This is a genomic window from Limimaricola cinnabarinus (assembly GCF_002723615.1).
GTDB lineage: Bacteria > Pseudomonadota > Alphaproteobacteria > Rhodobacterales > Rhodobacteraceae > Limimaricola > Limimaricola cinnabarinus_B.
In genome coordinates this window covers 223,988-248,274 of sequence record NZ_KZ304953.1, presented here as the reverse complement: position 1 = coordinate 248,274, position 24,287 = coordinate 223,988, and the positions used below count along the sequence as shown (strand labels likewise).

The 24,287-nt window shown below is 58.1% G+C and carries 8 protein-coding genes; 5 read left to right on the top strand and 3 right to left on the bottom strand.

The features are described 5' to 3' along the window. Positions 1–201: 201 nt before the first annotated feature. The 3 genes from CJ301_RS18645 to CJ301_RS05710 form a co-directional block, all read right to left on the bottom strand. A complete protein-coding gene (locus CJ301_RS18645) occupies positions 202–6,324 on the bottom strand; it encodes a DEAD/DEAH box helicase (RefSeq protein WP_162620430.1) in 6,123 nt (2,040 codons plus the stop codon). Positions 6,325–6,343: 19 nt separating this feature from the next. Beyond that, positions 6,344–9,625: an STY4851/ECs_5259 family protein gene (locus CJ301_RS18640; protein ID WP_301553810.1), complete on the bottom strand. Its 3,282-nt coding sequence runs from the start codon at positions 9,623–9,625 to the stop codon at positions 6,344–6,346. 259 nt (positions 9,626–9,884) lie between these two features. Then, positions 9,885–10,996, bottom strand: a protein-coding gene (locus tag CJ301_RS05710; RefSeq protein WP_099275186.1) for an IS3 family transposase whose coding sequence is annotated in 2 segments (ribosomal slippage) — positions 9,885–10,744 and positions 10,744–10,996 — 1,113 coding nt in all. Because the reading frame shifts where the segments join, the coding sequence is not laid out codon by codon here. Between the two features lie 707 nt (positions 10,997–11,703). Between CJ301_RS05710 and CJ301_RS05705 the strand changes: the two genes are divergently transcribed. The 5 genes from CJ301_RS05705 (at position 11,704) to CJ301_RS05685 (ending at position 23,794) form a co-directional block, all read left to right on the top strand. Continuing rightward, positions 11,704–15,204 (top strand): protein NO VEIN domain-containing protein, encoded by a 3,501-nt coding sequence (locus tag CJ301_RS05705; RefSeq protein WP_099275184.1) that lies wholly within the window; start codon positions 11,704–11,706, stop codon positions 15,202–15,204. Beyond that, a complete protein-coding gene (locus tag CJ301_RS05700; RefSeq protein ID WP_099275182.1) occupies positions 15,201–15,608 on the top strand; it encodes an ASCH domain-containing protein in 408 nt (135 codons plus the stop codon). Before CJ301_RS05705 ends, CJ301_RS05700 begins: the two co-directional genes overlap by 4 nt. After that, a complete protein-coding gene (locus CJ301_RS05695) occupies positions 15,605–18,343 on the top strand; it encodes a DUF1156 domain-containing protein (protein ID WP_099275180.1) in 2,739 nt (912 codons plus the stop codon). The genes CJ301_RS05700 and CJ301_RS05695 overlap by 4 nt, the downstream gene beginning before the upstream one ends. Positions 18,344–18,355: 12 nt before the next feature. Continuing rightward, complete coding sequence (locus CJ301_RS05690) at positions 18,356–21,688, top strand: DUF499 domain-containing protein (RefSeq protein ID WP_099275178.1); 3,333 nt, start codon at positions 18,356–18,358, stop codon at positions 21,686–21,688. Between the two features lie 267 nt (positions 21,689–21,955). Continuing rightward, complete coding sequence (locus CJ301_RS05685) at positions 21,956–23,794, top strand: TniQ family protein (RefSeq protein WP_099275176.1); 1,839 nt, start codon at positions 21,956–21,958, stop codon at positions 23,792–23,794. Positions 23,795–24,287 lie beyond the last annotated feature (493 nt).

Below are 24,287 nucleotides of genomic sequence, written 5' to 3'. Positions count from 1 at the left end.
CGTCCCGACATGGGGCTCAAACCTTGCGGCAAATCTGGCCCAACGAGCCGAGCGGCAGTGCATCGAAGTATCTTAATGCGCGGCAGCATAAGGCCTCCAGTGGGGTGACGCTTTCGAGAAGGCGTTTTCTCATAGAATGAAATTCGTCCGCAGCAGAACTCTGCGAGCCGCAAAAATTGCAGCCCTCAGACATGCATTGACTCAACAACATCTGCTTTCAATTCGGCTCGCCTCCCAGCTTACTGTAACCGGAGTCGGGTAGCGCGGGTTCGAAAAAAGAACTTCTCGATTGAGGCATGATATCGCCTCGACCTGCTTGTTTGCAGAAGCTTCAAAGTCGAAGAATGGATCACGCCCCGCCTCTTGAACACGCCAGGAACCCAAACCCTGATCAAGCCTAACGCTCACACAAGAGCCGTCTTCAAACTGGAGCCTGACAATACGAGCGTGATCGACACTGCGTTTATCTAAAAGGTCGACCTTTGCACCAAGCACCCCCGTCAGGACCCGTTTCCGTATTGAGTCGTCTTCCCAATTGTGATGCAGACGATCAGGCAATGGCGTATTGGCAAGCCCAGTCGCCCCCCGAGGTGGCCGCTTCGCTTCACTTTCGACGCGGACCTCAGTCACCGGGTCGCGCCCTGGAGCTGTCGCCAGCACCTGCATCAGGAGCGCCACAGGCGCAGGTGCGTGTAGGTAGCGATCAGAGTAACACAGGCGCGCCAAGCGCAGCCCTGGACGGAACGCTTGGGGCCGAACTTCCCGCACTTTATCCCAGAACTTTCGCCCGAATTCCGAAAGCGGCCCATCGAATTCCTTAAGGACTAGCGCCTCGGTAGAGTTCGGTAGACCATGCTTAGCTAGATCGACCGCTTCAACAAGATGCCCTGGATTAAACTCAGGTGCGGGACCGGCGATAAGAGGCATTCGATCAGCCTGCCCCCACTCTCCGTCAGGTAACACCACTGTCTCGTCCGGCGAAAGAATAGCTCGCCAACTTGCACCTTTTCGAAGAAGCGCGAGAATTGGGTACCCCCCAGCCTCTGGCAGGTTCTGCGTCAGAGACAGCCCCGCATCACCCCGGGCAGTCAAACGCAGTAGATCCATGCGCTCGGGATAATCAAAATAGGTAATGCTCCGAACCGCACTCATTACTCGGGTCGCAGCACCTGCCTCGGAGGCTCGACGAATGACCCTCCCACCGGGCCAGCGCGGGAGATCCCAGTCCCGGTCGTCACCGGGAAGGGTAAGAATTACCTCTTCGACTCCACCGCCGCCAAGGCAAGACAGAATTTCGGCTTCGAGCGACCGCGTAACTGCAGTGCTTTCAGATCCGAAAACGCGAAGGTCTTCAGGTAAGGCAAGGTGCGGGAGTACATCCCTAATCATGGCCTCGTAGCCGCCAGGTCGATCGATGGCCCGCATGTCGAACTGCAAATCGCGCCGCAAGATGCATTCAGGACACCCATGCGTACAGGCACTGGGACAATCGAGCCGGCGGGCCGCATCTACCATAAGAGAAGAAATCTCCGCTTCAGCCGAGACAGCGAAACCTGCGCCTCCTGCTGCCAGATCGTAAAGGAACATGCTCACCCGCTCGATCCCGCCGGAACTGAGACCTCGCGCAACACCCACTCCGACCTCTTCGGCCCCGATGCCAAGTCGAGAGCAGAGCGCCTCGCGCAGCGCTGCCACGATGGCGAGTCCTTTACGTCGTCCCTCTTTATTCCATGAGAGCGTTTCCAGCTGGAGTTCGAAGACGTCGGTTATGGTCTCAGACCCCAAACGAACATGTCGGCGAATACGCAGGCTTGCAGCTTCGGTGCCAAGACAGCGACCATCGCGGCGAGCCTCACCTTTTGGCCGTTGGAGTGGCCTGTGCTCTTTCATGGCTTTCGAGAGCGCATCAGTCCCTTGCGTTTCAGCTTCAGCACGCCCGCAAGTGATGCAGATCGCGTAGCCACTGCCATCTTTTCCGGCCGATGTCGTGACCACTCGTCCCGCCCGGGTCGCTCGAAAACGCCCCGCGTCCGGATCGGGCAATGCAGTCCAAAAGCCGCTGTCGGCAGAGATCTGTGGTGGCTCCGGAGGCACGAAATCTAGCGCCTCATAGGCGGCGTGGGGTGTTTTAGTTCCAAGAAAACCCGAAGGTTTCAGAAGCTCGAATCTGTTTACGCGGCCGTCACAACGCGGACAGGCTTCCGGCGGATTTCGCTCGATACCGAAGGCGCGACACTCGCGGCAGGTCCAATGGGTTCTCAGATCTTCAATTCGGTCAGGATTTTCGCGGTTGCTCCAGCTGGGGAGTATCCCCTCGGATCGATAAACAAGACCGTCAATCACTACCTCAGTGCCCGGCGCATAATCCCGAATTGCGGTCGAAAGCGGTCGGCTTGGTCCACTATTTCGATCGTAGTGTTCGAACGTGACCACATCGACGGGAAAGCCGTAGGCCGGAGTAAAATTACGCCGCGCAAGCTCCGTGAGTAGGAACTCTCGACGCATGCGATTGGCTCGATTAACGTAGAAGCCCCGAACAACAGAGTCGCTGCCGGCCGCTTCCTGCGCGGTTAGTAGTGCGCGATACTCTTCCTCCCATTTACGCTGCAGCGCAGAGAAATCGCGGATACAGCGATCTCGGAGCAAAGCGGGATCAGCTACGGGCGCCCCACGGGCCAGCAGGCGCAGCGCATCAAGGACTTTCCCTTCGGCACCCCAAGCACCCTTCAGGGCATCCAAGAATCCCGAGGCGGCGCTATCATGCAAAATGGGTTGCTTGGACGCGCTATCTAGCGTGGGGTCGGTGGCACCGAAAAAGCTGCCGATATTCTTGGTAACCTTGATGCCGCCTGAGCTCGCTCGCAGATGCATAGCCAACAGTAATGAGTTCGCATGTCGCTGTAGCACGATCGCACTATCCAAGCGCACAGACGGCGCGCGCACCTCACCCTGTAGCAAGGTATGCGGGTCAGAAAATACGCGCCGGTCAAGCGGCTGATCCTTACAGAAGGTAAAGGACAGAGCCCATGGCTCCCCCCTCCGGCCTGCGCGCCCCACGCGTTGGCGATAGTTCGAGGGCGCAGGGGGCACATTGGTGTTGACCACTACGCTGACGTCGGGGATATCGACGCCCATTTCCATCGTAGTCGAACAGTTGAGGATATTTATCCTGTGCGCTTTAAAGTCGACCTCGAATGTACGAAGGCTTCCGCGATCGATTTGAGCGGAGTGCTCTGCGGACCTTAGAAAAGGCGTAAACTCAACGATCCGATCATGGAGATTCGACCACAGACCTTGGCTTCGAAGTCTTGCGACCTGCGGATCTATGGCGAGCCAGTCGCGTAGTCTCGCGCGCTCGACCTCGCTTAAACCCGCCGGCTCAGCCAGCGGCGGTATCGGCAAGGCTACAAGCCGTGTTAGTGCTTTCGATGCAACCGGATTCCGCCTGTCGATTGCGTTTAGCGAAAGACCTGCCGGCGCGTAAGGTAACATCTTTCCAGTGCGAAGACACAATGGCGTCTCGCGGAGTGCAGCGATTTCTGCCCGCTCCAACCGAAGGCGGTATCCCAAACTACTGCTACGTACGAGTAGGCCAGACGACTCAAACGTGGTCCAAATCGCCGCAAGGAGACGCCCCACGCGATCGATGTCGGTCGCGCTACTGGGACTCCCGCCGCTAAGCATAAAGCATAGTGCTGTTAACAACGATTCTCCCTTGGCACTGGGGAACCGGGAATGAAGATTCGCGTCGAAGTGCTCGGATTCTACTGTTGGTGGTAGCACGCTCTTTGTTCGACCGCGCGGGCTGATCCAGTGGCGTATGTCCACCGGCGCTTCTGAAAGCGACACAGCGAGATTGGCCCGGAACACCAAATCAACCGCCGCATGCAACAGATCGCACCAAGCTTGTTCACCATGCCCCGCCTCAGCTAGCTCGGACGGTACTCGAAGCTTTGCCTGTGCCTCCAACTCGGGGAAGACAAGTCTGGCAAGGCCCATAGTCTCGACGTTGTTCTGCATACGTGGTCGCCTGAACAACTCACGAAACAGCATCAATTCTGCGAGCGCTCCAGGCTCCTCTCCGAGTATGTCGCCACCCTTCGGGCGCGACTTCCAGATCTCGCCCGCGAACCCACGGAGTTCGGAATGCCCTGCAAGCCGCGAAATCATGTCCCGCCAGGAAACCCGACCAGCGCTGTTTCCCAATGCGGCCTCAAGTTTTGCGCGCGTCGTGGTAAGTAACGCTGAAAGGCTTGGAACGGTCTCCACGGCCTTCTCGAGGCCAGCGATTTGCGATCTTAGCGCAGCCACCTCCGTTGGGTCATTCTGCCCTGCAGCTTGTACGGCGTGATATATCACAGCGCGCGTTAGGTTTCGTTCGGCATCCTGCTGTAACTTTGCTGAAAAGCGCGCTGTGCCTTGCCGACTATCAGTAAAGGATAAAAGCCGTCGTCCATCTGAGGGTTCGGCCCCGCTACGATCATGCGACGGCACAGCCTCAAGCAGCAGTGGCATAGCATTGCCCATTAAAAATGGTGCGCCAAACCGACGGGGTTTCAAGCTGACTGACTTTTCTTGTGCTCGAGCACAGCAACCACGATCAGTAGCGTCCTCGACGACCTGAACTGCAGCAGAGTGTCCCTCGGGCTTAGTAGTAAAGACTTGTCTGTCCTTCAGGCGCAGCCAGAGATCAGGCACCGAACGCGCACCGGTAGGCCCCACGTAGACGATACCGTCGGAGTGAACGATCTCCGCGTCGGAGTCAGGCTCATGCTCGAAGGCGTAGTCATCCTCGTCATCACCATCCAGCTCCAAACTTAGACGTTCGTTCGCGCCTGAAAAACTACGCGTCGCACGCAGCCAAGGCGTCGCACATTCATCGCAGGCTACGACCTCAAAGATCGGCGCGCCGCACGAGCAATGTTCGCGCGGCTCTAGATGCAGTCGTCCGAAAGGCCAGTCTGTACCGTCCTCACGGAACTCAACATCGCGGCTTTTACATTCCGGGTCGACGCAGGCCCAGAGCCCCGCTTGCGCGCGATGAAAGGCATGCATTCGCCAAGGCGCAAATCTATGGCCACTATGGGGGTCCCGCGCAAGAGCCGCGGCCTCTACGGCCTCCATCGCCGCAGCCCGCGATAGCGGCGCGCCCGGCGATCCCAAAATGGTGGCAGCACTGCCAAGGGAGACGCCGCCATCTCGCATTGCCTGGCGTACCGCGCGAAATTTTGGATGCGGAGCAATGCGGTGCCAGAGTCCCGTCTCGTCCACTGGCAATTCATCAAGCGAAACTGGAAAATCGGGTCCGATCTCGGGTAGCGGCGTCAACTCCTCTAACCCTTCAATCACATCCACGCGGTCGGTTGAGATACCGGCCAGGTCTGCCACGAAGCTTCGCAACGCCTCACGTGTCTCGTTCCCTTCTCCAATGGTGGCAGAGGTTGCGACGAGGCGCACATCTTCAGGCGCGACCTCAAACGCTTGTCGCACCCGGCGTAGCAATAGCGCCATCTCCGCAGCCTGAGCCCCTACGTAGCTGTGCGCTTCGTCAAGAACGATCCATCGCAGCTTGCCTTTAGACTGATCCAAAATCGCCCGGTCTTGTGCCCGGAGAAGCAAGTACTCGAGCATCGTGACATTGGTCACCAGCACTGAGGCCGGATCGGTTCGCAGGGTAGCGCGGTCACGAATTTCAGCTCCCAACCGCGCTTCTGCCTTGCGCAGCTGGTCCGGAGTATCACCATTGTAAGTGGCAAAGCTTAGACGGTCATCAAAAGGCGCAATCCAGGCCGAAAGGCGCTCTCGCTGACTATCGATTAGCGCGTTGAGGGGATAGATGACGAGTGCTCCGGTTCCTTGTAACCGTCGCCCGCCGGCTTGACGCAGCAAGTCGTCGATCATTGGCACCATGAAGCACTCGGTCTTGCCTGAACCAGTGCCTGAGGTGACCATGTAGCTACGCCCCGCTCTTGCTACCTCCCAAGCTTGCAATTGATGCAGATAAGGAAACCAATCGCGCGCGAAGCGCTTTTCTCCGGCTGCGTCGAGTGCGCCGACAAGCTCAGGTAAGAGCAGTTCCCCTGCCAGCTCACCCAATCTCCGATCCGCATTTTTCCAGATACGCGAGGCCTCGAAGACAGGGTCGCCGATCAGTGCTTCTCGAGGAGTCGCAGGTCGCGTTAGTCGCCGCGACAAAGCAGCACGAAAAGCATCCGAACGCACGCGTCCCTGCGCCACAAGTGCGCGCGCTGCACGTTCAGCTACCCGGTCAAGCGTCTCCTCAAAACCTGAGCGGAGTCGAGCTCCCTCTGTCGTATCTTTCATCCGAGGTTCCCCATTCCTGTCATGTCTGCGCAGCGCACCAAGTCATTGCTAGCGGCAATGCACTTGCGATCCAGTCCGGATCTCGTTCAGCTAGGTGTAAAAGCGCGATTTCTTGCCTGTCATTTAAGCGTGCTGGGCGGCGTCCATATGCGATCTCCGCCAACAATAGGGGCGCTCCGAGATACCCATGAAAATCCTCCGAAAACCGCCGAAAGCGGTCAGGTACGTTTCTCGGGACCAGGTTAGAAAACGACCGAGGATCGCCCGATTGCAATCGAACGATTTCGTCGGCTCGAGCCTCAAGCGCGGCCCCTGCTTTCACCGCGTTAACATGATTCATGTCGAGCCGGCCGACCCAAGCGGGCAAGTCCTTCGGGCACACCGGCACTTGGATCAACGCCGGAAGGACATGCCCCATCAACTCCGGCCGAAGCCGCAGTAGATCTCGCACAACCAGTTGGAGGTTCTCCATAGCCAACCCTTCGGCATGCTCACCGAGACCTGGCACTCGTGCGATAGCACTCTTCAATCGATTGACTTCTTCGGCGATCCCTTTTGCCCAGTACTCCGGTGCGATCCGAGTCCAGACAGGCCCCCCTTGCATTTCAAGTGAAAGCCGATCTGCCAATGCCTGCGAGCTACCAGCCAAGAGCACGCGTACCGCCGCGACAGGTGCTTGGGCAAGTGCTATGCACTGGTCAAAGCTTGCGCCAATGTGCCGCTCGGTAGCGAAATCAACAACCCGACCGATGGCTTCTATATCTGCATCTGACAGGCCATCACGCAAACAAGTCGCATAGGCGGAGATACGTTCTTTGCGCCTACCATGCTCGCCCGCAACGCGCATCGCTTCACTAATACCTCGATCCATTGATAAGGGAGAGCTTTCTCGCTCTTCAGGCCGCACGAAGGGTCGCGGGGGGCGTAGCAGCTCACCATTGCAACTGGGAGCTATGAACCAACACCCCGCGTCAAGCAGCTCTGTAAGCCTCGCACCAGAGGCGACGTGCAGACTGACGCTCTGAGACGGGTTGTGAAGGTTGATTGCGTCCACTTCGAGCTTGATCGGAGTTGCTAGCTCCCCCGAGAGCATCAGACGGTCCCCGTTCCAAACAGCCGCACTCGAAAAATCACGCACATAGAGACGAGCAGTCTCATCAAGACCTGCCGCGAGCCGCACGCGCAGCTCACTGTCGGGCCCACCTAAGACGAGAAGGCGTCGAATAACGTTTTCGAAACTTGAAAGAGGACGAGCATCTGGCATGGGTAACGTTAGACGGACCCCGCCGTCAGATAAGTTCGGCCCCATGACCCGCAGAATTAAATCTGTTCGCTCAGCTTGCGCCGGAATAAGCTGCCAAGCGCTCAATCCCGCCGGAGAAACCTCAATTTCTGCGGGTGCCGCTCGGCCGAATGAATCGACAATGCGCGGCATGCGCCGCCGCAAACTGAACCGAAGCGCTAGCGTCTCGCCTGAAACCGGGTCAGCCAAATGTAGCGGAAGCTCCGATAGTTCAGCGCTATCACTGGCAAGCTCTATTTCAGCATCACCCAAAGCCCCCAGCACTACTGGGGCAGCCCCTGCTACAGTCAGATGCCATCCCGGAGGTCCACCTGCTATACACAAGCGTTCAGGCCACTCTTCTACGAGCGACAGATGCATGTTTGGAGGCACCACTCGCACGCGAACCCGACAGCCGAATTTAGCATCTGAAAACTGCGCTAGATAGAATGTCCCGGCCTCATTGGCCAGCGGCGCTCCTGACTGCCATCGCTGCTGACGCGGTTTCTTATACTTTAGCTTATTACGCTCTACCTGTTGCGCCATTTCGCCCTGCGGGCGAAGCCATAGGTCGGGCACCCCACGATATACCGCCGCCCCCGCAGCGTCATGCAGACCTGTTACGATCGAGCCTACAGCGAAAGCTTCGTCTCGAGCTTCCTTGTCCGACCCAGTCTCGATAGCAACCGACCAACCGGCGAAAGCAAGGCGCCCCTTCCCCTCAACGCGCCACAGCTGGGCATCAAACGAGTTTCCGGCCGGACTTACACCTAGTCCATCTGTCCCGATAGGAGGTTCCATTCCTGGTACCCGAACCCAGACACTTGGCGCACGAGTTCTCATACCGCCCGTCCCTACCAGAACAAGTCGATTAATTTCTCCTTCTTCATCCGTACCAAGCGCTGCCCAGATAGTGAGTTCATCCTCAGCAAGTGGACCGCCAGCGGGAAGCGCGACACTCCCCAGCACTTTACCGTCGGCAATGGCGACAAAGTCTGCCTGTCGTTCGAGCGGATATGGGACCTGCGCACCGCGTCGGCCGCTAATCCGACGGGCTGTGAAATCAGGAACGCGTCCAGGCTTTGAAGCGTCACGTTCGACCATCAGCAACAAGTGCGGGGAGGCAGAAGCGAGCATGCCGGACGGCCCAAGGCGCAACCGACTATGCCCTGCCGCCACATCATCTAACAGACGAGCCTCGATGCCGCCCCGTTCCGCGATTTCGATCCGAGGATGCCAATCGGAACCTTCTCGATAAAGCACGCGGCGAAGAGGGCTGCCTTCGACTTGACTACGTGGTGCCGAAACTATCTGGGAGAGAAGTCGTTCTGCACCTCGCTCATCGAGGCGTAAGACCATTTCTTCGCGCCAGTTTGCACGCAGCTCGTCAAGTCGAGGGCAAACGTCATGCGCTAAAAGTCCATCCCCCAATTCTGCGCGAAGACCCACAACTTCACGTGCAAATTCAGCAAATAGACGCCGAAACTCTTCGGTTCGGTAGCCCATTGACAAAGAAGCGGTTCGAGCGTTGGCGAAGCCAAGGGCTAGCTCATCAGAGCAGCCTAAACCGAAGGGCTCTATATCAGAGATTAATCCCGAGATTGCTTGCTGCCATACTCCGTCAGACGAGAGCAATGCTAGGGGGATTCCTCCTTCGGCAGCGAGGGTGCGGAGATACTGGGTTCCGTTCTCAGACCTCAGAAGATTAGTTCGCCCGAAATGAGACAGTCCTGCCCGGGTCATTGCACGGAGGTCAGCTTGATCAAGAGAGACCTTAAGAGGTGCAGTTAGAAACTCCCAACTCGCCACACCTCCATCATAATAAAGCCGATAACGCTCTGCTGCCCAGAGAACGAAATACGGAGCGAGAGACAAACGAGGCCCGCGCTGAAACGCCTGCGATAGAAGGACTTCAATGGCAGCGTAGCTCACCGCCGATAACCGATATTTATGAAGCGGCTGATTTGCTACTACAAGCGGCAGGTCGAATGATGCCGTCCTAGAACCATCAGGGCTCATTACGGCACAGCACAGATTGAAATGGCACCGTGTAACATTGCTACCCGCTCCTTCTTGGCCCCGCCCCACTAAGGGCGCAAGCCGCCCCCTTGGAACAACCTAGACATGCAAGAGGGAGGTCGACAAGGAGCCACTGCTAAGAAGCTAAAAGTTTACGGTAAACAAAATTCTTAGATCGAGTAACAAAAAAAACACAGGGGATAGGGTGGCTAGGCTCACCCGGACGCTGGGCCTGACCTGCTCCCCTGAGAGTCCTCGTTTATAGGTTAGCTCCGTTCAGGGTTTGGTCGTTTTCAGTCTGGTGGTGATACTCGCGGGGCGTTAGCCCGTCGAGGCTCGTATGAGGGCGGTGGTGGTTGTAGTCGTCCCGCCAGGCCTCGATCAGCTGGCGGGCATGGCGCAGGTTCGAGAACAGGTGCTCGTTCAGGCACTCATCGCGCAGTCGCCCATTGAAGCTCTCGACGAAGCCGTTCTGCATTGGCTTTCCCGGCGCGATGTAGTGCCATTCCACCTTGCGGTCCTCCTGCCATTTCAGGATCGCGTTGCTGGTCAGCTCCGTGCCGTTATCGCTGACCACCATGCAGGGGTAGCCTCGCAGTTCGGCGATCCGGTCGAGCTCACGCGCAACCCGTTGCCCAGATAGCGAGGTATCGACGACGGTCGCCAGACACTCCCGGGTGAAGTCGTCGATCACGCAGAACACCCGGAACCGCCGGCCATCGGCGAAGCTGTCGGACACGAAGTCCAGGCTCCACCGCTGGTTCGGCCCTTGCGGGATCGCCATGGGCGCCCTTGTCCCGATGGCGCGTTTGCGGCCCCCGCGCTTGCGCACGGTCAGCCCTTCCTCGCGGTAGAGCCGATACAGCTTCTTCCAGTTCAGCACCCAACCCTCCCGTTCCAGCAGGAGGTGCAGGCGGCGATAGCCGAAGCGTCGTCGCTCGCCGGCAAGTGCTCGCAGCCGCCGGCGCAGTTCCTCGTCGGAAGGTCTGGTGGGCCGCCGCCGATACACGCGCGGATCGATCCCCACCAAGGCGCAGGCGCGCCGCTGCGAATAGCTCTTCTCTGTCATGGCCCAGTCCACGGCACGTCTCCTCGAACCAGGCCTCAGAAGTTTTTTGCGAGCATTTCCTTGAGCGTGGCCATGTCCAGCATCTGCTCCGCCAACATCTTCTTCAGCTTCGCATTCTCGGCCTCCAGCGCCTTCAGCCGCTTGGCGTCAGGCACCTCCATGCCGCCATACTTCGAGCGCCACTTGTAGAAGGTCGCATCACTGATCCCGTGCTGTCGGCACAGCTCCTTCACCCCGAGCCCGGCTTGATGCTCCTTCAGGATGCGGATGATCTGCTCCTCGCTGAACCGGCTTCTTCTCATCGTCTGTCTCCTCGCTTGGAGAACAGGCTAACTTCAAAGCGCGGACATTTCAGGGGAGCAGGTCAGGCCATACTGGCGAATGGTACGACCACAAACGGAAGGACAAGAGCTCGGTTCATGCTCAAGATCGTGGGCCCATTTCAGCCACACCACGCTCATATCAGCTACTATTCGTCAGCAGCGCCGTACAAGTAGATAGCGACGCAAGCTCACCCGTCGGGGACGCGCGATCACTCGACTTGCAACAGCATCACTTCTGGGCAACGAAGACTTCCAGCGTCTCGCTCGGAGCATGGCCCACTGCAGACGCTCTCGGGCCACTTGATAAACGGCTCGCCACCATCGTGAAGAAGAACTGCGACGTTATCCCTCGCTAGGTAACCCAGTTTTTCCACAAGATACCGCGCTATAAGCGCCACCGCTTGTAGCGCGGCTGCGATCGGATAACTTCCGGCCATGTCGAAGCCTAATCCATACCGTCCATTCATTCCCTATCCCGCTCAGCTGACGCGGACGCCGTCGTATCGAGCAAGGAGATAAGTGAGCTGAGCACCTGGTCTCTCGCCTGTTACACGTGGCCTACAGAACTCGAGCAGGACTAACTCCGCGGTGGCAAGTCGCAGGGCTGGTTCTCCAGCGAGGCACGGGACAGGTCAATTACTTTAATCTCTTTTCAATTAACAACTTTACTTTGGAAACGACCTGCAATGGCAAAGCTCGAAGAAATTAGATCTGGAGGTCGCGTAGCTGGCGTTGTGCCGGGTACAGCGGTGGATGTGGTGTCCGTAGAATGGATCGGCAACCAAGCCATCAACCTTGTATTTCGTCAGACGAGTGGCACTGTAGCCGAGACGACCATTTACCGCGATGACGAGTACCGCATTGATATCCAGTCTGCCGGCCGAAACTGGTCGTTCGACGCGGATGGGGCACTCCTGCGCCTGGTGACCGAAGCAAACCGCATCAAGCTCGCCCATTTTTTCGATCCTTATCTGGCGATCCACACCAGTCAGGTCGATCCTCTTCCTCACCAAATCTCGGCAGTTTACGGAGAGATGTTGCCAAGGCAGCCCTTGCGGTTCCTGTTGGCCGATGATCCGGGCGCGGGCAAAACCATTATGTCTGGCCTTCTGATTAAGGAGCTAATCGCCCGCAGTGATCTCGAAAGATGCCTAGTGGTCGCACCTGGCAGCCTTGTTGAGCAGTGGCAGGATGAACTTGGAGAAAAGTTCGGCTTGGAGTTCGATATCCTGAGCCGAGACATGATCGAGAGCTCCCGCTCCGGTAATCCATTCAACGACTGCAACAGGATGATTGCGCGCCTGGATGTCCTGGCGCGCAATGAAGAGCTTCAGGAAAAGCTCCTCAAGTCGACAGAATGGGATCTGATCATCGCCGACGAAGCCCACCGTATGTCCGCGACATTTTTTGGCAGCGAGGCCAAATACACCAAGCGGTATCAGCTTGGGCAGAAGCTGGGACAGGTCTGTCGTCACTTCCTGCTGATGTCGGCCACGCCCCACAACGGCAAGGAACGTGACTTCCAGCTTTTCATGGCGCTCTTGGATGGGGACCGCTTCGAAGGCCGTTTCCGGGACGGCGTCCATGTCGCAGACGTCGAAGACATGATGCGCCGTCTGACCAAAGAAGAGCTGCTGCGTTTTGACGGTCGCCCCCTCTTCCCGGAGCGTCGCGCCTACACAGTCAAGTACGACCTCTCTCCGGAAGAAGCCGAACTCTACACCGCGGTTACGGACTACGTGCGCGATGAGATGAACCGCGTCTTGAGGTTCGCTGACACGGATGGGCGCAAGAAGAACAACGTCGGTTTCGCTCTGCAAATTCTCCAGCGACGTCTGGCCTCCAGCCCCGCCGCAATCTACCAGTCGCTCAAGCGACGCCGGGAGCGGCTCGAAGCTGAGCTGAGCGAGGCGCGGCTCGCCGCCAAGAGTGAGAGGGCAGGCTTCTCCCAACCCAAGGTCAATCAAGACCTGCTGACCAATATCGACGAGTATGGTCAGGACGAAATCGACGAGATGGAAGACCTAATTTCGACTAGCGCAACTAGTGCGGAGACGGCCGAGCAGCTGGAGATCGAGGTCGAAACCCTTAAAGGACTGGAGGGCATGGCCCTCCGCGTTCTTCACTCCGGGCATGACACCAAGTGGCAGCAGCTCGACAAGATCCTCGATGATGATCTGATGCTCGATCCCGACGGGCACCGTCGCAAGCTGATCATCTTCACCGAGCCGAAAGACACGCTCGAATATCTTCGCAACAAGGTGACCGCGCGCCTCGGCAAACCCGATGCAGTGGACGTGATCTATGGCGGAGTGACGCGCGAGGAGCGCCGCAAGGTCGTCGAACGCTTCATGCAGGACAGGGACATGCTTGTCCTCATTGCTAACGATGCGGCAGGTGAAGGCGTCAACCTTCAGCGCGGGCATCTGATGGTGAACTATGACCTTCCCTGGAACCCGAATAAGATTGAGCAGCGGTTTGGTCGCATCCATAGGATCGGGCAAACCGAGGTATGCCACCTCTGGAACCTCGTTGCGAAAGACACCCGCGAAGGGGACGTCTATGCGCGCCTGCTCGAAAAGCTTGAAGCCGCCCGCGAGGCTTTAGGAGGACGAGTCTATGATGTCCTGGGCGAGCTCTTCGAGGATCGGCCGCTGCGGGATCTGCTTCTGGAAGCAATCCAGTACAACGACGATGAGGACGTGAGGGCGCGCCTCTACAAAGCCGTCGATGGCGCGGTAGATCAAAGCCATCTCCTCGACCTTCTTCAGAAGCGGCAACTCACAAACGACACTATGCCAGCGGCCCAAGTCCAAGAGCTTCGGATCGCGATGGAGAAGGCCGAGGCGCAACGCCTCCAACCTCACCACATTCAGAGCTTCTTCGTGGAAGCCTTCCAGCGCCTTGGCGGTCAGATCAAGAGACGGGAAGAAGGCCGGTGGGAGATTACCCACGTCCCGCTCATCATCAGGGAGCGGGATCGCCAGATCGGCGGCGGGGCGCCGATCCAGAAGAAGTATGAACGGATTTGCTTCGAGAAGTCGAAGATCAACCAGCAACCGGTGGCGGCCTTCGTCTATCCAGGCCACCCCTTGCTAGACGCAGTGATCAGCGTAGTCCGCGAACAGAACGATCACCTGATGAAACAAGGGGCCGTGCTGGTCGACGACACCGACGACGGGACAGCAGTCGAAGCCCTTTTCCTTCTGGAACACTCGGTGCAGGACGGGCGTCCTGGTCACGCAGGCAATGCCAACCTTGTCTCGCAAAAGCTCCAATTTGCAACAATCAGTCAGGCAGGTGAAATTCATGATGCCGGGATCGCGCCGCACCTGAACCTGCGGGCTGCGACACCAGAGGAGATCACCTCTGTCCAGACTGAGATCAGCGCCCCTTGGCTTACGGCAGACTTGGAAAAGCGCGTCGTCCAATACGCGACCATCGAGCTTGCTCAAGGCCATGTTGCCGAAGTTCGAGAGCGGCGCCTCCCGGAGATCGATAAGGTCGAGCACGAGGTCAAAGCGCGCCTGAAGAAAGAGATCAACTACTGGGATTCTCGCGCCGCCGAGCTGAAAGAAGAGGAAAAAGCGGGCAAGAAGGTCCGGTCAAACTGGCGCAACGCGGAGCGACGGGCTGAGGACCTCGCCGAACGCCTACGCCGCCGTCTAGAGGTGATCGAGCAGGAGCGCTTTATCACGTCCCTGCCCCCGCGCGTCCGGGGCGGAATGGTCGTGGTTCCGAGAGGCCTGCTCCTGAAGAAGGGCAACTCTGTTGCACCCAATGGCTTTTCAGAAGACCCTGAAGCCCGCCGCGAGATCGAGTTGAAGGCGATGGCTGCCGTCATGGCGTCCGAGCGTGCCCTTGGAAACGAGCCCGAGGACGTGTCCGCCCGCAAAATCGGCTATGACATCGCCTCCTTCGATCCTGATACCAACCATATGCGGTTCATTGAGGTCAAAGGCCGGGTCGACGGCGCAGATACCATCATGTTAACCCGCCAAGAAATAATCACCTCGCTCCACGAACCCGAAAAGTTCATCCTCGCGATCGTGCAGGTCAAAGAGGGGTTCGCTTCTGCCCCGAGGTATGTACACGGTGCGCTCGACTCGCGCGAACCGCCGTTCGATCAGAACGCAATCCAGTTTAATATCAATCGCTTGCTTGAGCGAGCAGAGGCACCGGCATGAAGATCGAGAAAGCGCTTATCATCGACGAACCTTGGATCAGCAAGATCATGAGAAGCGAGAAGACATGGGAGATGCGAAGCACCTCTGCCAAGCAGCGCGGCTGGATCGGTCTCGTCAAGAAGGGCAGCGGCCATATCGTTGGCGTGGCCAAGATGGTGGGGGCTGAAGGCCCTCTGTCCGATCAGAAGATGCTCGACAACCAAGACAAGCATCACATCCCACCCGAGACTTTCCTCTCGGGAAAATTCGCGAAGCATCGACATGCATGGATCATGTCAAGCGCCGTGAGGCTTCACCGGCCCATTCCATACACCCACAAGAGCGGCGCAGTCATCTGGGTCACTCTCGATCAACGCGTATCTGATGCTCTAGCAGCAGACGAGGCTGTAAAGGCACTCGCATGACCCAAGCCTACAAGAAGAAACTAATCGAAGTCGCGATCCCCCTCGAAGCGATCAACGCGGCGTCGGCGCGGGAGAAGTCGATCCGGCATGGGCATCCCAGCACGCTGCACCTGTGGTGGGCGCGGCGGCCGTTGGCGGCGTGTCGGGCGGTGCTGTTTGCGCAGCTGGTGGATGACCCCTCCAGCCACCCGGATCAGTTCCCGACCGATGAGACAGTAGAGGTCGAACGCAAGCGTCTGTTCCAGATCATCGAAGAGCTGGTGAAATGGGAGAACTCGACCAACGAGGAAGTCTTAGAGCGCGCACGGGCAGAAATCCGGCGCAGCTGCGGCGGTGAGCTGCCGCCGGTCTATGACCCGTTCTCGGGTGGTGGGTCGATCCCGCTAGAGGCGCAGCGCCTTGGCCTGCCCGCCTATGGGTCGGACCTGAACCCGGTGGCGGTGATGATCGGCAAGGCGATGATCGAGATCCCGCCGAAGTTCAAGGACATGGAACCGATCCATCCGGGCATCAAGGACCGGTCGTTTTATCGCAATGCCGAAGGGCTCGCCGAGGATGTGAAATACTACGGCGAGTGGATGCGCGAGAAGGCATGGGAGCGCATCGGGCACCTCTATCCTGACGCCGAAACACCGGAAGCATATGGTGGCGGGCGCGCCCCGGTCATTGGATGGATTTGGTCCCGTACCGTTCCTAGCCCGGACCCTGCCTTCTCAGATGTTCAGGTGCCGATTGCCTCAAGCTTTCTGCTGAGCTTGAAGTCAGGGCGGACAGCTTGGCTTGAGCCCGTGGTAGATAGACAGACCAAATCGATATCGTTCAAGATTAGGGTGGGCGGTTCGAAGGCTGACCTCGAGAGCGCAAAGAGCGGAACAAAGGAAGCCCGTGGGGCGAACTTTCGCTGCATAATCTCAGGATCGGCGATTACCCCGAAATACGTTAAAGAGTGCGCGCGCAGCGGAAAGATGGGCCGCACCCTTCTTGCTGTTGTAGTGAGCGCAAAATCTGGACGTGCGTTCGCAGAGGCTACTTCTCAGCATGAGCATATTGCAGACTCGGTTCGCCCGAACTGGGAACCGGGAACGAAACTGCCAAATCACAGCCAGTATATCGGCGTTCTAGGATATGGCTACGAGACTTTCGGAGATCTATTCACGGATCGTCAGCTCGTTGCGCTCAACACATTTGCTGATTTACTCGAAGAAGTAAGATCTGAAATCAGGCAGAGTGACGATTATGCATCCGCAGTAGTCACGTATCTTGCCCTCGCGATAAGTCGGTTGGCAGACAGTTGCAACGCACACTGCCGCTGGGCTGCTGACAAAATTCAGTTGAAGAATATGTTTGGGCGCCAAGCTATTCCGATGACCTGGGACTATTTTGAAGCGAATCCGTTCTCTGGCACAGCCGGAGATTTTCTGGTTAGTGCGACCACTGTTTCGAAGGCCGTAGATCGATGGGTTGGCGGCGGCTCAGGAAAGATCGTCAATATTGATGCTCAGAGCGTCACCTACTCAAGTGATATGGTGATTTCTTCAGATCCGCCGTACTATGATAATATCCCTTACGCTGATCTTTCCGACTTTTTTTACGGCTGGTTGAGGCGGATGCTCCGGGAGATCTACCCTAGTATTTTCGGAACGATGGCGGTTCCGAAAATGGATGAACTCGTTGCTGACAGAATGCGACATAGCGGCACTAGTAATGCAGAACAGTTTTTCCTGTCCGGAATGACCGCAGCAGTCTCGAGAATGGCTCGCAGTTCAAGTGAAGCCTTTCCCGCCACAATATACTATGCATTTAAGCAGAGCGAGATCGCGCAAGAGGGAGTAAGCTCCACAGGTTGGGCGACTTTTTTGCAGGCAATAATTGACGCTGGCTACTCGGTCGTAGGCACGTGGCCGATGCGTACGGAAATGGCCAATAGGATGAGAGCTGCCGGTTCAAATGCTCTCGCTAACTCCGTCGTGCTCGTTTGTCGGAAGAAGGAAGAGATGGCCGAGACAATCACCCGTGCTGAGTTTACTCGTGCTTTGAAGCGCGAACTGCCACCAGCCATTGCCGAGCTTCAGGCTGCGAGCATCGCCCCGGCCGACATGCCGCAATCGGCTATCGGCCCCGGTATGGGCGTCTTCTCCCGATACGCGACAGTGCTAGAAGCTGACGACAGTCCGATGAGCGTTAAGACAGCCTTGCAGCTGATAAACTCTCAGCTGGATGAGTATTTGAACGACCTGCATGGCGAGTTCGATGCCGAGACGCGCTTTACTGCCACCTGGTTTCAACAGAACGGGTTCGACAAGGGTGTGTATGGCACCGCCAACAGCATCGCCACGGCGCGCGGCATCTCGGTCGAAAGCGTCAAGCACGCGGGGATCATCGAAAGCTCGGCCGGAAAGGTCCGCATCCTGAAGCGTGACGAGCTCGACCCCGACTGGGACCCCGAGACCGATGATCATTTCACGATCTGGGAGGCCTGCCAGCACCTGATCCGCGCGCTGGAAAATGACGGCGAATACGCGGCGGCAGAACTGCTGAAGAAGATTGGCAGCGAGCGCGCTGAGACGGTGAAGGATCTTGCCTACTACCTCTATGACGTCTGCGGCAACAAGCGCCAGGACGCGAAGGAGGCGACCTCCTACAACGGCCTGATCGCTGTCTGGACAGATTTGACCCGGCTGGCAGCCACGATTCGCGTGACCGACAAGAACCGCCAGACCCGCATGGATATTTGAAAGTGATATGAGATGGCAAAAAGTACGCGCCAATATGTGTTCGAGGGGATGGAGCATATGCAGAAGGGCCTTCAGCCCTTCGTGATGCAACGGCTCGAAGCGGGGATGGGCAAGGGATGGCCGCAGGACGTAATCTCGCGCTTCCCAGAGTGGCGACCGGAATCTAACGGCAAGTTCACCCTCGATACGCAGAAGCTTCTGAAGATCATGGAGCGCCTCTGGAACGAGGCGTTCCGCGACGTTCTGGACCGGACGCACCGCTCGATCGTCAACGAGCTGATCGACGTCCGCAACAAGCTCGCCCATGATGGCAAGTTCTCCTACGACGATGCGGAACGGGCGCTGGACAGCATGCGCCGCATCCTCGACGCAGTGAGCGCGGGGGACAGTGCCGACGAGATCGGCAAGATGCGGGAGTCGATCTTGCGGACCAAGTTCACCGAGCTTGCCCGGAACGAGGAGCGCAAAAAGAGCAGCTCCACAACGATTTCGACCGAGACCGTTTCGGGTCTACTGCCCTGGCGCGAAGTGGTGGAGCCGCATCAAGACGTGGCGACCGGCGAGTTCCAGCAGGCAGAGTTCGCGGCTGATCTGGCCAAAGTCCATAAGGGCACGGCGGCGCAGGAATACTGTGACCCGCGCGAGTTCTTCAGCCGAACCTATCTGACCGAAGGCCTGAGTGCCTTGCTCAAGGGGGCTGCAAAGCGCCTCTCCGGAGCCGGTGGCGATCCGGTCGTCGAGCTGCAAACTAATTTCGGCGGCGGCAAGACGCACTCGATGCTGGCGCTCTATCACATGGCCGGGCAAACCCGGGTCGGCGATCTGCCGGGCCTCGATCAGCTGCTTTCGCGCAACGGGCTGGATGTCCCTGCGAAGGTCAACCGCGCCGTTCTGGTCGGGACGTCGCGCGGGCCGCAGGACGTCATCACCTTGGAAGGCGGGCAGGTCATCAAGACGACTTGGGGCGAACTGGCATGGCAGCTTGGCGGTCAAGCTGGCTTCGACATGATTGCGGAGAATGATGCCCGCGGTATCGCGCCGGGATCGAACCTGCTGGAAGAGATCTTTAACAAGTTTTCGCCCTGTCTGATCCTGATCGACGAATGGGTCGCCTACCTTCGCCAGATCTACAAGGTCGAAGGACTGCCGTCCGGTTCGTTCGACGCGAACCTGTCCTTTGTCCAGGCGCTGACCGAGGCGGTGAAAGCCGCACCGCAAACGCTGTTGGTTGCCTCCCTGCCCGCCTCTCAGATCGAGGTCGGCGGTGAGGGTGGACAAGAAGCTCTGGCCCGTCTGAAGCAGACCTTCAGCCGTGTCGAAAGCTCTTGGCGGCCGGCATCGCAGGAAGAAAGCTATGAGATTGTCCGACGGCGCCTGTTCCGGGAAATTCCCGGTGACAAGTACCTGCACCGCGACAATACGCTGAAACAGTTCGCGAAGCTGTACAGAGAGAACCCGAACGACTTCCCGCAGGGCTGCGCCGACGAAGATTACCGCCGGAAGCTGGAGAAGGCCTATCCGATCCACCCGGACCTGTTCGATCAGCTTTACACCGCTTGGGGATCGCTTGAGAAATTCCAGCGGACACGCGGCGTGCTGCGTCTCATGGCCCAGGTCATCCACGAGCTTTGGATGTCCGGCGATCCTTCCGTCATGATCATGCCGGGCAGTGTGTCCATCAGCTCTGAACGCGTGGAGCCCGAACTTCTGCACTATCTAGACCCTTCGTGGCAGTCGATCATTGCTGGCGACATTGATGGCACATCTTCGACCCCGTACAGGGTCGACCAAGGCGCGCCGAACCTGAACCGCTACTCGGCTACGCGCCGCGTTGCCCGCACAGTATTCATGGGGACAGCCCCACTACACTCTCAGGAAAATAAGGGCCTCGACGACAAGCAGATCAATCTTGGCGTCGTGCAGCCCGGAGAGAAGATCGCAATCTTTGGCGACGCACTGCGCCGCCTGACCAACCAAGCCAAGTTCATGCACGGTGACCTTGGTCGGTATTGGTATTCGATGTCCGCGAGCCTGAACCGGGTAGCGGCAGATCGGGCGGGGCAACTCGAAGATGCCCTTGTCCTTGTCGAGATCGACAAGGCCCTTTCGACCTACATCAACGGCATTGCCGATCGAGGGAACTTCGATGCCGTTCAGGTCGCCCCCGACAGCTCCGCAGCCGTACCAGATGAGGCAGGCGGCGTCCGTGCCGTGGTTCTTGGCGTGGCGCATCCACACAGTGGCCGCGACAACTCGGAAGCGATGACGGAAGTGAAGGACATCCTGCTTCAACGTGGCTCAACGCCACGCGTCTATCGCAACACCTTGGTCTTCCTGGCTGCGGACGCCCGTCAGCTCGACAACCTGAAAGACGCCATGCGTTCTCTACTGGCATGGGATGGGATCATTCGCGATGCGAACAGCGGACGCCTGGATCTCAAGTCCAGCGAGATGTCTCTCGCTAAGGACAAGGCTCAGGAAGCCAAGGAGACCGTTCAAACGAGGCTCAAGGAAACATGGGCTTTCCTGATCTATCCTTATCAGGACAGCGCGCAAACCGACGTCGGCTTCTCATCGGCCCGCATTCCTGCCCAAGAAGGGCTCCTTAGCCGGGCGAGTAAGAAGCTTGTCAGTGAGGAAGCCCTTCTGCCCGAAATCGGCCCTGAACGTCTGAACCGCGATCTGGAGAAGTATATCTGGAATGATCGCGACCATCTGCACCTTAAGGACCTCTGGGAATACCTGAACCGGTATACCTACCTACCTAGACTGAAAGACCGAGATACTCTCATTCGGTGCGTGCGCTCCGCTGTCGGAGCCATGGTGCCAGGGCCGTTTGCATATGCTGAAATCTTCGAGGGTGCCCGCGGTGAATACCGCGGTCTTTCCATCGAAGGCGCTGGCGGCGCAGCCATCACCATCGACGCAGACAGCGTCATTATCCGACCCACTGTCGCCGAGGCGGCAAGAGCAAAGCAAGTGCCAGCTCAAGGAGAAGGAGCCAAGCCCACCTCTGGAACTTCTCCGGGCAAGCCTGTTCCGACTAGCCCGACCCAGGGTGAGCCGAACGATCCTACGGTGGACCCTGATAACCCGGAAACCGAGGCTCCGCACCACCCTACAAGGTTCCAAGGGGCGGTCCGGCTTTCCGCTGACCGCCCTGCCAGGGACATGGCTCAAATTGTCGAAGCAATTATTGAGCAATTGACCACTCTACCTGGCGCAGAGGTAACTCTCCAACTTGAAATTAATGCCGAGGTTCCGTCCGGTTTGGATCGATCAAAAGTCAGGACTTTGATCGAGAACGCGTCAACTTTAGGCTTTCTAGACAAGGCGATCTCCTAATCCTCTAGTCACCCCAATCCACATCGCAAAGCAATAACACTCCGTAGGTTTGAATTGGATACTCAATTCTCCCTACCCTCAAGGTCGCACCATGCCCGTAAATTTGGTTCGGGCATGGTGGCGCGATCGGACTCATTATTGTCCGGCTCAATTCCGCAAGCCAATTACTTTGGCTACTGCTGCCACAACCACAGAAACATCTACGCCCTCCAGCCGAACCCTAGCTGCACATCTCTAGGGAAAACTGGCGCTCATTATTGAGGCATAATGTTATCACTTCCCCTCTCCGTTCCCCTCGGCGAACAGGAACCAGCCTTCTCCTTCATGTCGCGCCTCGCGAGCCGGAATGGCTTGCCAACCAGTACCTTCGGCGCGGACTTCGAGCTTCCCTTCTCGAAGATCATTCAAGGCGATGAGTTGGTCTGCCAGCGTTTGGCAGAACTAGGTGGGGTAGCGCTCGATGCCCTTTTGGAGTGGACACCCATTCACCTAGGAGGTCGCGAACATTCGTTTCGTGGTGAAATCTTCCACGCTAAGAGCATTAAGCCCGTGGCCATCAGAGGCTGCCCTGCATGCCTTCGAGAGGACATGGCCAAGGACCCGTCCCCCTGGATGCCCCACATGCGCGCCGACTGGTTGCTGCGCCACCTCCGTGTTTGCACCGAGCATGAAATGCCGCTGGTCGACCTATGGGCCGATCCTGCTTCAACTGTCCGCTTCGACTTCGCTGCGCGTCTAGCTGAGATCCGAACGTCCCTCGAAGAGGGGGGGCTCGATGGTGAGCCGAGGGAGGCGAGCCTCTTCGAGCTATACGTGGCCGACCGGCTGCACGGTCAGCATAGCGGGAACTGGTTCGATGGCATCGATCTGCAGGCCGTCTGCGTCTTTTCCGAACTACTAGGGCGGGCCGCGGTACGTCTGGAGACCGGAGGACGAAACCGCGTTCATCCGGACGAGCTTTGGGCCGAAGCGGCAACGGGGTATGTGCTTTCGGCGGAAGGACCAGACCAAGTTCGCGACACGCTTGCTCGGCTGCAATCCAAGTTGGGAGCGCCCCGGCAGGGACCGAAGGGCGTCTTCGGCGACCTGTACGACAGGTTTGCGCATGAACTGACGTCCGAGCCTTACGGCGTTTTCAGGGGAATCATTCGCGACCATATCCTGGCAACCTGGCCGGTCGGCGCAGGAGACAACGTGATGGGGGAGCCCGTTCTCGAGCGTAGGCTCCATTCCGTTCGGACGGCTGCGGAGGAGGGCGGGATCGATGATCGCCGTCTGCGTAAACTTCTGCGCGAGCGAGGAATACTGACAGGCGCGGCCTTGAGCAGCACCGACGAATGGGCGGTGTTCGACGCCAAGGCGGTGAAGCCCATCATCGAAGAGCTCAATCGAATGGTGAGCGGGATCGAACTGCAGCAGCTGATGAATATCTCTCGGTCCCAATTCGAATCGCTCAGAGCAGATGGCTATCTGTCGCCGGCGATCGCGGCAGCAGGTGCGAAGCCTCTGTGGAAGGCCACCGATGCTCATCGCTTCGTTGCTGACCTCCTACGTGGCGCCGAAACAGTTCATGCAAAGATGCATGGCTGGCGTACGCTGCAAGAGGCCTGCCATCAGCTTCGGGTCCGCCCCGCCGAGATCATCGACCTAATCAAGAAAGGCGAGCTTCGTCGAATTGGCAGCTACTCGCAGGCCACAGGCTACGCCTCGATCCTGGTCGACCGAGACGAACTGCAAAGCAAGCTGAATATCGATCACGCTCCGGGCCTAACGCTCGAGGTGTTCGCCAAATCAGTCGGCCTCAAGCCCACGCAGATGACGCAGCTCGTTGCCTCCGGCCATATCCGAGCCACGAACGCTTCCAACCCCAAGCGAAAGGCGGTCCAGCCCTATATCACTGAGAGCGATCGCCGGTCCTTCGACGAGACTTTTGTCCCGCTCCGCCGCTTGTCGCTGGAGACTGGATGGCCATGGCAGAAGTTGCTGTCGCCTGCTTTCGGCCTGCTGGAGCGGAGATTCTTCGACGGCGAAACAAAGCACGAAAACCTCTTCTTGTGGACGGCCCTTGAACGCCACTTTCTATGCCATTGGCCTAAACGAGAATGACCCCGGCATGTCTGCCGGGGTCATCGTAGAAAGCACTTGACGTGTAACTCGCACGCTTATGCTTTCAATTCGCACTCATATGCCTTTCTGGCATACCTGCCAGAGCGGCATAAGAGTGCGAATCGAATAGATTTCTCTGATCTTAGACCCAAATTTAATAAGCAATATCAGCCACCTGCGCGCCTCTAGCATTTATACGGGGCCATAAGCTTGCGAGCTGATAGCAATTGTTTGCGAGTATTCGAGCGCACCAAGACCCCTCCGACCCTGTTCAGCAAACAGCCGATCACAAGTTTGCAGTTGGGAAGCGGAGCTCGAGATGTTTGGACGACATCAGTCAGATCAACCGGGGAGACCGTCGTAGTCGCTGGCGCGAGGCGATACCTCAAGCGCTGCGCGCGGGTGCAAGCCTCTAGCCGGCGGAGCACGCGTCTCGGAAAGTCTGCGGTAGCTCATCCGCGCCGTCATGACTTCGTCGGCTCACCGCACCCGC

Coding starts and splice junctions, on each gene's coding strand:
- CJ301_RS18645 (WP_162620430.1), bottom strand. CDS start 6,324: ATGAAAGATACGACAGAGGGAGCTCGACTCCGCTCAGGTTTTGAGGAG.
- CJ301_RS18640 (WP_301553810.1), bottom strand. CDS start 9,625: ATGAGCCCTGATGGTTCTAGGACGGCATCATTCGACCTGCCGCTTGTA.
- CJ301_RS05705 (WP_099275184.1), top strand. CDS start 11,704: ATGGCAAAGCTCGAAGAAATTAGATCTGGAGGTCGCGTAGCTGGCGTT.
- CJ301_RS05700 (WP_099275182.1), top strand. CDS start 15,201: ATGAAGATCGAGAAAGCGCTTATCATCGACGAACCTTGGATCAGCAAG.
- CJ301_RS05695 (WP_099275180.1), top strand. CDS start 15,605: ATGACCCAAGCCTACAAGAAGAAACTAATCGAAGTCGCGATCCCCCTC.
- CJ301_RS05690 (WP_099275178.1), top strand. CDS start 18,356: ATGGCAAAAAGTACGCGCCAATATGTGTTCGAGGGGATGGAGCATATG.
- CJ301_RS05685 (WP_099275176.1), top strand. CDS start 21,956: ATGTTATCACTTCCCCTCTCCGTTCCCCTCGGCGAACAGGAACCAGCC.